Origin of the sequence: Rhodococcus sp. EPR-157 (assembly GCF_001647195.1) — a bacterium.
In the GTDB taxonomy this organism is placed as follows: Bacteria; Actinomycetota; Actinomycetes; order Mycobacteriales; family Mycobacteriaceae; genus Rhodococcoides.
Genome location: NZ_LVCV01000377.1, coordinates 1 through 10,463 on the forward strand (window position 1 = coordinate 1; position 10,463 = coordinate 10,463).

At 64.5% G+C, this 10,463-nt stretch carries 10 protein-coding genes and 1 pseudogene; all 11 read right to left on the reverse strand.

All coding sequences use genetic code 11. The features are described from left to right. Nucleotides 1–107, reverse strand: a pseudogene (locus A2J03_RS30580) (ornithine carbamoyltransferase); the annotation flags it as partial. Between the two features lie 3 nt (nt 108–110). After that, nucleotides 111–1,310, reverse strand: coding sequence for an acetylornithine transaminase (locus tag A2J03_RS17170; protein WP_068376189.1), 1,200 nt, complete (start codon nt 1,308–1,310; stop codon nt 111–113). After that, entirely contained in the window at nt 1,307–2,239 is a 933-nt protein-coding gene (gene argB, locus A2J03_RS17175) for an acetylglutamate kinase (RefSeq protein ID WP_068376191.1), read from the reverse strand. The genes A2J03_RS17170 and argB overlap by 4 nt, the downstream gene beginning before the upstream one ends. Beyond that, entirely contained in the window at nt 2,236–3,468 is a 1,233-nt protein-coding gene (gene argJ, locus A2J03_RS17180) for a bifunctional glutamate N-acetyltransferase/amino-acid acetyltransferase ArgJ (RefSeq protein WP_068376193.1), read from the reverse strand. The genes argB and argJ overlap by 4 nt, the downstream gene beginning before the upstream one ends. Then, nucleotides 3,465–4,532, reverse strand: coding sequence for an N-acetyl-gamma-glutamyl-phosphate reductase (gene argC, locus A2J03_RS17185; protein WP_068376195.1), 1,068 nt, complete (start codon nt 4,530–4,532; stop codon nt 3,465–3,467). The genes argJ and argC overlap by 4 nt, the downstream gene beginning before the upstream one ends. Before the next feature lie 54 nt (nt 4,533–4,586). Beyond that, the gene (locus A2J03_RS17190) at nt 4,587–5,141 is read right to left on the reverse strand and encodes a hypothetical protein (protein ID WP_068376197.1); all 555 of its coding nucleotides are present in this window, start codon (nt 5,139–5,141) and stop codon (nt 4,587–4,589) included. An 84-nt stretch (nt 5,142–5,225) separates the two neighbouring features. Continuing rightward, a complete protein-coding gene (gene pheT / locus A2J03_RS17195) occupies nt 5,226–7,712 on the reverse strand; it encodes a phenylalanine--tRNA ligase subunit beta (protein WP_068376199.1) in 2,487 nt (828 codons plus the stop codon). Nucleotides 7,713–7,777: 65 nt separating this feature from the next. Continuing rightward, nucleotides 7,778–8,848, reverse strand: a complete 1,071-nt coding sequence (gene pheS, locus A2J03_RS17200; protein ID WP_068376205.1) for a phenylalanine--tRNA ligase subunit alpha — start codon at nt 8,846–8,848, stop codon at nt 7,778–7,780. Nucleotides 8,849–8,951: 103 nt separating this feature from the next. Continuing rightward, nucleotides 8,952–9,758 (reverse strand): TrmH family RNA methyltransferase, encoded by an 807-nt coding sequence (locus A2J03_RS17205; RefSeq protein ID WP_068376201.1) that lies wholly within the window; start codon nt 9,756–9,758, stop codon nt 8,952–8,954. 38 nt (nt 9,759–9,796) lie between these two features. Beyond that, nucleotides 9,797–10,186, reverse strand: a complete 390-nt coding sequence (gene rplT, locus A2J03_RS17210; protein ID WP_068376203.1) for a 50S ribosomal protein L20 — start codon at nt 10,184–10,186, stop codon at nt 9,797–9,799. 90 nt (nt 10,187–10,276) lie between these two features. Further along, a partial coding sequence (rpmI, locus tag A2J03_RS17215) for a 50S ribosomal protein L35 (protein WP_068050969.1) occupies nt 10,277–10,463 on the reverse strand: 187 nt, incomplete at its 5' end.

Genomic DNA, 10,463 nt, shown 5'->3' on the forward strand with positions numbered 1-10,463 from the left:
GGCCGCTTGGAGAAGGGCGCGCGCTTGAGTTCGGCTGCAAGAGCGAGAACTTCGGCCTGCTGCTGCGGGGTGAGATCGTCGTCGCGAAGGAAGTTCTTCAGTGCCATGGGTCAATCCGTTTCGTCGGCAGAATCGAGAATTGCGGGCAGTGCCGCGACGAACGACGCCGCCTGCTCCTCCGTCAGGACGAGAGGCGGGGCTATGCGTAGAACGTCGGGCTGAGCGGCATTGATCAGGAACCCAACATCGCGTGCAGTGGCTTCGGCTTTCGCGGCGATCTTCTTGTTCAGCACAATGCCGAGCAGCAGACCGGCTCCGCGAACGTGATTCACGAGTGGATGGTTCAGTTCCTCGATCGAGGTGATGATGACCTTGCCGAGTCGATCCGCGTGGGAGATCAGGTCCTCGTCCGCGACAGTCCGCAGCACGGCAAGAGCCGCGGACGAGCACACCGGATTTCCACCGAACGTGGTGCCGTGCTTGCCCGGATGCAGCAGATTCGCAGCCTCACCGATACCGATGCACGCCCCGATCGGCAGTCCACCGCCGAGTCCCTTTGCGAGTGTGATGACATCCGGCACGATCCCGACTGCCTGGTGCGCGTAGAACCAGCCGGTCCGCCCGATGCCGGTCTGCACCTCGTCGAGAATCAGCAGGGCGCCGTGACGCGCGGTGATTTCGCGGGCAGCCACCAGGTAACCGTCCGGCGGAACCACGACGCCACTTTCACCCATGATGGGCTCGAGGAACACTGCAGCGGTGTCGGAATCGACCGCAGCTTCGAGTGCCGCGACATCGCCGTAGGGCACATGCTGCACGCCGGCGGGCATCGGCTCGAACGGTGCGCGCTTGTCGGGCTGGCCTGTCAACGCAAGCGCGCCCATCGTGCGACCGTGGAATGCTTTCTCGGCGGCAATGATCTTCGTCCGGCCGGTGAGGCGCGCGATCTTGAAGGCGGCCTCGTTCGCCTCGGTACCGGAGTTGCACAAAAATACTCGGCCGTGCACGCTCGCACCGAGGTGCGCAAGCAACTGCTCGGCCAGTGCGATACCTGGCTCGGTCGCGTACAGGTTGGACGTATGCCCGAGAGTCGACAACTGGCTCGTCACCGCGTCGATGACCGCGGGGTGGGCGTGGCCCAGGATGTTCACCGCGATACCGGCGAGAAGATCCAGGTACTGCTTGCCGTCGGCATCGGTCACCACCGCGCCCTCACCGCGCACCAGAGCGACGCGCGGCACACCGTAGTTGTCCATCAACGATTTCGAACACCGAGACTGGAGGTCGAGTGTCGAGGTGTGCTCGCTCATGAAGAGACTCCTGAGGTCTGGTGCTGGGTGGGCGATACCACGGGCGGCTGGGCGGGCAGTACCATCGTGCCGATTCCTTCGCCGGTGAAGAGTTCTACGAGCACCGAGTGGGGCACCCGTCCGTCGATGACGTGTGCGGACGGAACACCACCCTGCACTGCTCGCAGGCATGCCTCCATCTTGGGGACCATGCCTGCGTCGAGGGTGGGCAGCAGTGCAGCGAGGGTGTCGCTGTCGATCTCCGACGCCAGCGACGATCTGTCCGGCCAATCGGTGTAAAGCCCTTCGACATCGGTGAGAACGACGAGCTTCTCTGCTCCGATCGCCTCGGCGAGAGCAGCAGCGGCGGTGTCGGCATTGATGTTGTGTACGACGCCGTCGGCATCGGGAGCGATGGTCGAGACCACCGGAATGCGTCCTGCGCCGATCAGATCGAGAACTGCGTCCGGGTTGACCGAGGTGACGTCGCCGACCAGACCGATGTCCGTCGCCGAGCCGTCGACCATCACCGAACGCCGCGTCGCGGTGAACAAGTGCGCATCCTCGCCCGAGATACCTACTGCGTACGGGCCGTGACTGTTGATCAGGCCGACGAGTTCACGACCGACCTGACCGAAGAGGACCATCCTGACGATATCCATGACCTCGGGCGTCGTGACCCGGAACCCACCACGGAACTCGCCGCTCATACCGAGCCGGGCGAGCATCGCCGTGATCTGCGGGCCACCGCCGTGGACGACGACCGGATGCAATCCCACCGTCCGGAGAAACACCATGTCGGCAGCGAACGCGCGCTTGAGTTCGTCGTCGACCATGGCGTTGCCGCCGTATTTCACGACGACAATCTTGCCGCTCAGACGCTGGAGCCACGGCAGTGCAGCGGCGAGAGTGTGTGCCTTCTGGGTCGCTTCGAGGTTCGATTGCGTCACGACGAGTACGCCGAGTTCTCTTCGACGTACGCGTGCGAGAGGTCGGTGGTCCTGATGCTCACGGTGAAGTCGCCGAGACCGAGATCGATGGCGACCTCGATGTCCTCGCCGGTCAGATCGACCTCGCGGGCACCGGGCGCCCCGACGCCGTCGACACAGACCGGACTACCGTTGAAGGAGACCGCAATTCGATCGGGATCGAGCTCGATGGGCGCGATGCCGATGGCCGCGAGCACCCGGCCCCAGTTGGGATCCGATCCGAACAGCGCTGTCTTGACCAGGCTGTCCCGCGCGACGGTCCGTGCACCGATCAGCGCATCGTCTTCGGATACCGCGCCGGAAACGGTGACCCGCACCCGCTTGGTGACGCCCTCGGCGTCGGCCATCATCTGATCGGCCAAGTCGTCGCACACCGCCAGAACTGCGGCATTCAAGTCTTCCTGGCTGGGCGTGACGCCGGACGCACCGGACGACAGCAGCAACACCGTGTCGTTGGTCGACGTCGCGCCGTCGACATCGAGACGGTCGTAGGACAGGCGCGTCGCGTTGCGCAGGGCAGTGTCGAGTTGGTCCGCGGTCGCCACGGCATCGGTGGTGACGACGCTCAACATGGTGGCGAGGGACGGTGCAAGCATGCCCGCACCTTTGGCCATTCCTCCGACGTTCCACTTGTCCACGTGGTGGAAGGCCGCCTGCTTCGGGACGGTGTCGGTCGTCATGATCGCGTACGCAGCGTCGGTACCGCCGGAGATTCCACCGGCCAGTTCGTGGACGACCTCGGAGACGCCCGGAATGAGCTTGTCCATCGGCAGCCGGTCACCGATGAGCCCGGTCGAGCACACCGCTACTTCGCCGGCACCGGTCTCGGTGCCCCAATTACTCAGCGCAGTCGCCACTTCTTCGGCCGTGCGGTGCGTGTCCTGAAATCCTCCAGAACCGGTGCACGCGTTGGCACCGCCGGAGTTGAGGACGACCGCGCGAAGCTTCCCGGCGCTCAATACCTGCTGCGACCACAGCACCGGTGCCGCCTTGACTTTGTTCCGGGTGAAGACGCCCGCAGCTGCCGTGTCGGGCCCTTCGTTGAACACGAGCGCCAGATCCGACTTGCCATTCGCCTTGATGCCGGCCGCGATTCCTGCACCCCGGAAGCCTGCAGGCGCCGTAACCCCTTGTGTGCGAACAAGTTTGCCCGCCAGAGAAGTCGCCTCTGTCTGGAAAGCGCTGGTCACGGTGCGACTCCTACTGTCGAGAGACCGTCGGTCTCGGGTATGCCAAGTGCAAGGTTCATGGATTGGACGGCCGCGCCGGCGGTGCCCTTGGTCAGATTGTCGATCGCGGCGACGACTACCAGCAGTCCCGCATCGGAGTCGACGGATACGCTCAACTGCACTGCGTTCGAGCCGATCACCGCGCCGGTCTGCGGCAGTCGCCCCGGACCGAGAACGTGAACGAACGGCTCTGCAGCATAGGCTTTTTCGTATACCTCGACGGCCTGCTCCTGCGTCGCCGTCGTCACCGCGGTGCACGTGGCGAGGATGCCGCGTGGCATCGGCGCGAGAACAGGAATGAACGACACGATCACCGGCTCCGGTGACAACGCCGAGAGGTTCTGCACCATTTCGGGATTATGCCGGTGTGCGCCCGCAACTCCGTACGCGCGCACCGATCCCATGACCTCCGAACCCAGCAGGTCTGCCTTTGGGGCACGGCCGGCACCCGAGGTGCCGGTGACCGCGACGATGTTCACTCGGGGCTCGACGATCCCGGCGGCGATGGCGGGTGCCAAAGCTAGGCTCGCGACCGTCGGATAGCAGCCGGGCACCGCGATACGCGTTGCGCCGACGAGCTTCTCGCGGTGGCCCGGCAACTCGGGGAGTCCGTACGGCCATGTTCCCGCGTGCGGCGACCCGTAGTACTTCTCCCAGGCGGAGGCGTCGGACAACCGGAAATCTGCACCGCAGTCGATGATGACGACGGACTCCGGAAGCTGCTGCGCGATCTCGGCAGACTTGCCGTGTGGAAGGCCCAGGAACACCACGTCGTGGCCGTTCAACTCGTCGAGAGTCGTTTCTCCGAGAACTCGATCGGCGAGTGGCAACAGGTGCGGATGAAATTCACCGAGCGTTGCGCCCGCATTGCCACCTGCGGTGAGCGAGCCGATGACGAGGCGCCCTGACTGAACGCCCGGATGGCCGAGTAACAGTCGCAGGATCTCGCCACCCGCGTATCCGCTCGCTCCGGCTACCGCGATCCGAAGCGAAGACGACCGGGCGTCATCATTGACAGCGTTCATGCGATTGATTATGCATCATGATGCAAGCTCATTCATTGCCGGGGTGCCTGAACCTCAGCGGTCTTTCATCGACCGTCTGATCTCGTCGAGCTTCTTGCGGCCGGCAGCCTCTCTTTCGTTCCACTGATCGTCGAGCGTACGGCCGGCGGGCGTCTCGTGGTCGAGTTCCTCGCGCCCGAGCGCTGTCGTGGTGCGATTCTCGACTTTGCCGCGGACGCTGTCCCACGTCGGGACGCCCTGATCGGTGAAACCCGTCGGCGACTCGTAGTTGGACAGGCCCGAGCTGACTCCCCCACCGATCGCCTGATCGATAGTGCTGTCGCCGACGATTTCCGCATCGAGAATCCCCAGCGACGGGTCGCCCGGAGTTCCTCGCAGAGGGGGATCGCCGAGCGGCTGATCGATTCGGGGCCGCGTCGTCTGCGGAATATCGACATCCGGGATGTCACCCGGCGGTACCACCGCAGGATCCACTGTCGTTCCTGCCGTGTCGATCTCGGCCAGCAGCGCCGCAGCCGCAGCGTGGACCGGCGCGAGCGCCGGGCGCCCACTCACTGCAACGAGCACCTCGCGCAGTACCGCAACATCGGTTCGATCGTCCGTAGTCATACTTCCTCCCGAGATGTGGAAAGCGTCTTTCGATCCAGGCTACGGACTTTTACCGGGGACTCGGGTTACGGACTCGGACTGCATTCAGCTGCGAAGTTGGGCTCCAACCGCAGCCTGCGCAGCAGCCACGGCGGCATCTCGCGCCTCGGTGGCCTGCGCTTCGGTCAGCGTTCCTTCGCTGCCGCGGAATACCAGTGCGAACGCCAGCGACTTTCTGTTCTCGCCCACCTGGTCACCCTCGAAGACATCGAACAATCGGATGGTCTCGAGGAGATCGCCGGCTCCCGACTTCAGCGCTGCCTCCACATCTACGGCAGGGACCGATGCGTCGACGACGACGGCGACATCCTGCAGCACCGCAGGAAACGGCGACACGATCGGCGCAGGAAGTGCTTCGACGATCGGCAATGCGTCGAGATTCATCTCCACGGCGCACGTGCGAGCAGGCAACTCGGCCCGCTCGAGGACAGCAGGATGCAGCTCGCCCGCATGTCCGACCACGACGTCGTCGACGAGGATCTCCGCACATCGACCCGGATGCCAGGGCAGGTACTGCGCGGCGCGGAACTCGATATCCACACCCGCGGCCGAGGCGACAGTGCGCGCCGCGGCGAAAGCATCGGATGCGTCGCCGACGCGGCCCGGGCCCCAGGGACCCGAGGGATCGCGATGACCGGTCAGCACAGCGCCGACGTACACCGGCTGATGCGGAAGCGAGCCGCGCAGATGCTCGATCTGCTCGTCGCTCGGACGCGTGTGCACGGCGATCGCATCGACCGCGACGGTGTGATCACCGGGACGAACGACCTGCGCGATACCGAACAGCGACAAATCGCGTTGCCCACGGCTGACGTTGCGGGCCAGTATCTCGAGGAGGCCGGGCAGAATCGTGGTCGCCAGGTCCGGGCGGTCGGCCTCGAGTGGATTGAGTACCGACGTCGTGCGACGTCTGACATCGTCGGCGGGCAGACCCCAGGTGTCGAACACTCCCGTGGGCAGGAACACCGTCGGAAGTACCTCGACGTAGCCGGCGAATGCCAACGACTTGCCGACGGCTCGTTTCCGCTTCTGCGTGGCAGTCAGGCCTCGCCCTGCCGGTGCCGCAGGCAGAATCGACGGGATCTGCTCGAGCCCTTCGAGCCGAAGCACTTCCTCGACGAGATCGGCGGGCTGCTGCAGATCCGGACGCCATGTCGGCGGTGTCACGACCAGTTCGCCGTGGCCCGATTCGTTGACGTCGACCTCGACCTCACAGCCGATCTGGGTGAGCCTGTGCGAAGACGTGCCGTTCGGGTACGAGACACCGGCGACGCGATCCGGCAGGTCGAGACTCATGCGGACCGGCGGGAAAGACTGCTGTCCGCCGATGTCGGTGAGCAGAGGTTCGATGCGTCCACCCGCGATCTCGACCAACAGCTGGGCCGCACGGTCCAACGCGGCAACAGGCAACGCCGAGTCGACGGTGCGTTCGAAACGCTTGCTCGCCTCGCTCGACAGCTTGTGCCTGCGGCCCGTGCGGAACACAGCGAGCGGATCGAACGTCGCAGCTTCGAGGATCACCTCGACCGTGCTGTCGTCGACCTCCGTGGATGCACCACCCATGACGCCTGCCAAGGAGATCGCACCCGAATCGTCGGCGATCACGACGTCCTCGGCATCGAGGGTGCGTTCCACGTCGTCGAGGGTCTTCAGCTTCTCCCCCGCAGTGGCCCGGCGAACGACGATGCCGCCGTTCAGCTTGGCTGCGTCGAATGCGTGCAGTGGCTGCCCGAGTTCGTGCAGCACGTAGTTGGTGACGTCCACAGCAGCCGAGATGGGCCTGATTCCGGCGAGCAGGAGTCGGCGTTGCAGCCACCACGGGGTCACCGCGGTGGGGTCGATCCCGCTGACCTTGCGCAACGCGAAGCGCGTGACGTTCGCGTCCGGTGCGACAGAGGTCGGCCAGGTGTCGCCCTCGTTGTTCTGCACCGGTCCCGCTGCTGGGTCTGCGAACTCCAGATCGAAGCTGCTCGCCAGCTCACGAGCGAGTCCACGAACCGAGAACGCGTATCCGCGATCCGGGGTGACATTCAGTTCGATGACCGAGTCATCGAGCCCGAGAACAACTTTGGCGTCCTCACCCGGCTGAGCTGTGCCGTTGGGCAACACCAGGATTCCGGAGTGATCGCGACCGAGCCCGAGTTCGAGCGTCGAGCAGATCATGCCGTTCGAGGTCTTGCCGTACGTCTCGCGCGCGGCAATCACGAACCCGCCGGGCAGTACGCTACCGGGAAGTGCCGCCACGATCAGGTCGCCCTCGGCGAAATTTCGTGCACCACAGACGATTTCCTGGGGTTCGTCGGCACCGACATCGACCAGGCAGAACCTGATCGGTTTCTTGAACTCGGTGAGCTCGGTGATCGTCGTGACGCGCCCGACCACCAGTGGGCCTGTGACGTTGTCGAGCGAGTCCAGCTCTTCGACCTCGAAACCGACACGTACGAAGCCTTCGTCGAGATCCTCGGGTGTCACCTTCCACTGCGGCGCAGTGCGCTGCAGAACCTCGGTCAGCCAGGATTGTGGAACTCGCACGTCTGCTCAGCTCTTTCTAGAGATGGTAGGAAGATTCGTCTGGTCGAAACGCAAGGCTGCGCGGATCAGGCTCCGACGCCGAAGGGCAACGTGAAGCGAATGTCGCCCTCGACGATGTCACGCATGTCCGGAATGTCGTTGCGGAACTGCAGCGTTCGCTCGAGGCCCATACCGAAGGCGAAGCCCGAGTACACCTCGGGATCGATACCACTGGCCTGCAGTACCTTCGGGTTGACCATGCCGCAGCCGCCCCACTCGACCCAGCCCGGCCCACCCTTCTTCTTGGGGAACCACACGTCGACCTCGGCCGAGGGCTCTGTGAACGGAAAGTAGTTGGGTCGCATACGCGTGCGGGTTTCCTCGCCGAACAGGGCACGAGCGAACGCATCGAGGGTTCCTCGAAGATTCGCCATTGTCAGACCCTTGTCGATTGCGAGACCTTCGACCTGGTGGAAGACCGGGGTGTGCGTCGTATCGAGTTCGTCGGTGCGGAACGTGCGCCCCGGGCACACCACGTAGATGGGAACCTCACGCGACAGCATGGACCGAACCTGCACCGGAGAGGTGTGTGTCCGCAGCACTTGGCGCGACCCCTCGGGAGCGATGTGGAACGTGTCCTGCATGGTGCGGGCAGGGTGGTCGGGAAGGAAGTTCAGAGCATCGAAGTTGAAGTGCTCGGTCTCGACCTCGGGACCTTCCTCGACTTCCCAACCCATGGCCACGAACACGTCGGCAACTTGATCGGCGATGATCGTGATGGGGTGCCGTGCCCCGACCGGACGGCGATCCGACGGCAATGTCACATCGATTGTCTCGGCGACGAGAATTGCTGCGTCGCGCTCGGCCAGCAGCACTTCCCGTCGAGCATCGAACGCCTTCTGCACGCGGTCACGCGCACTCTTGACGCGCTTGCCCGCGTTGGCCTTCTGATCACCAGGAATTGATCCGAGAGCTCGTTGAGCCAGTGCCAGAGGAGCTCGATTGCCGATGTGCTCGATCTTGACCTTCGTCAGGTCGTCGAGGTCGTGTGCCTCGGCGAATGCCTTCTCGGCCCCGTCGGCGGCAGCATCGAGCGCAGCGGGCTCGAGTACGCTCGGATCGACCGGCTGGGCGTTGTCGGCTTCTTTCTTCGCCACGTGAAGTGCAACTCCTTGGTCGTTCGTGTCACCGTTGGTTCGGGTGTCACCGATGGTTCGGGCGTCGCTTGACGACACTCGCGATCCTAGGCGACGTGCAAAATCAATTTCTGCTGGACCTGCGCTGAGCGCGCGCGCTCGAATACAGGCAGATTGCAGCGGCGGTGGCGAGATTCAAGCTCTCTGCGCGACCGTGAATCGGGATCCTGACGCGGTGATCCGCCGCCGCAGCGACTGCAGGGGACAAGCCGTGTGCTTCGTTGCCGAACAACCACGCGGTCGGACCACTCAACAGATCGTCGGCGTCGTCGAGGTCCACTTCCCCGTCGGCGGCCGTTGCGAGGATCGTCACACCTGCACGTCGTAGCGCATCGAGTCCCGACTCCACCGACCTTTCCCGAGCTATCGGGAGATGGAAGATGCTGCCGGCCGACGCCCGCACACATTTCCCGTTGTGCGGATCCACAGCGTCGCCGAGCAGGACGACAGCGTCCGCTCCGACAGCATCTGCGACTCGGATGACCGTTCCGGCATTACCCGGTTCGGATACCTCGACGGGAACCGCGACGAGCTGTGGAGCCGCGCCGAGAGCTCTCTCCAAAGCCACGTCGATGGTTCGACAGACAGCGATGATGCCTGGCGGAGTGACGGTGTCGGACAGCCCGTTGGCTGCCCGTTCCGTGATGGCGTGAGAACGGACTCCCGAGGTCCGGGCCAGGTCGAGGACGGCGCCGTTACGTTCGGCCGAGTCCTCGCGAAAGAAGAGCTCGTGCACGACGCCTGCGTGCAGCGCCTCGGACACCGAATTGGTCCCCTCGGCGAGGAACAGCCCGGTCTTCCGACGCTCGGCTGCCCGAAGCAGCTTGACAGCCGAAACGACCCGTGGGGTTCGCTCGGTGAGCGTGTCCACGGGCCGTTTCGGATCGAGATCGTCGTGCGTCAGCTTGCTCAGGCTGCTTCTCCGGCAGGAGCGTTGACGTCGGCAGGCAGCGCAGCCTTGGCGATTGCCACCAGGCCGGCGAATGCTGCTGCGTCCGACACAGCGAGCTCGGCGAGGATCTTGCGGTCGACCTCGACGCCAGCCGCCTTCAGACCCTGGACGAAGCGGTTGTAGGTGATGTCGTTGGCCCGAGCCGCAGCGTTGATACGCGTGATCCACAGCTTGCGGAAGTCACCCTTGCGAGCCTTGCGGTCGCGGTATGCGTAGGTGAGCGAGTGGAGCTGCTGCTCCTTGGCCTTGGTGTACAGACGTGAGCGCTGTCCGCGGTAGCCCTTGGACGCTTCGAGTATCGAACGGCGCTTCTTCTGGGCGTTGACCGCCCTTTTTACGCGTGCCACTGGTAAATCCTGTCGATCTGGGGGCTAAGTAGTAAACCCCGAATGGTTTGGGATGGCGCCGACGAAGTTTCGCCGACTACGAAGTCCAGATCAGATGCCGAGCAGGCGCTTGATCCGCGGCACGTCGGCCTTCTTGACGACTGCGACGCCGTCGAGACGACGGGTCACCTTGGTGGGCTTGTGCTCCAGCAGGTGGCGACGGCCGGCCTTCTGGCGCAGGATCTTGCCGCTGCCGGACACCTTGAATCGCTTCTTGGCGCCACTGTGGGTCTTCTGC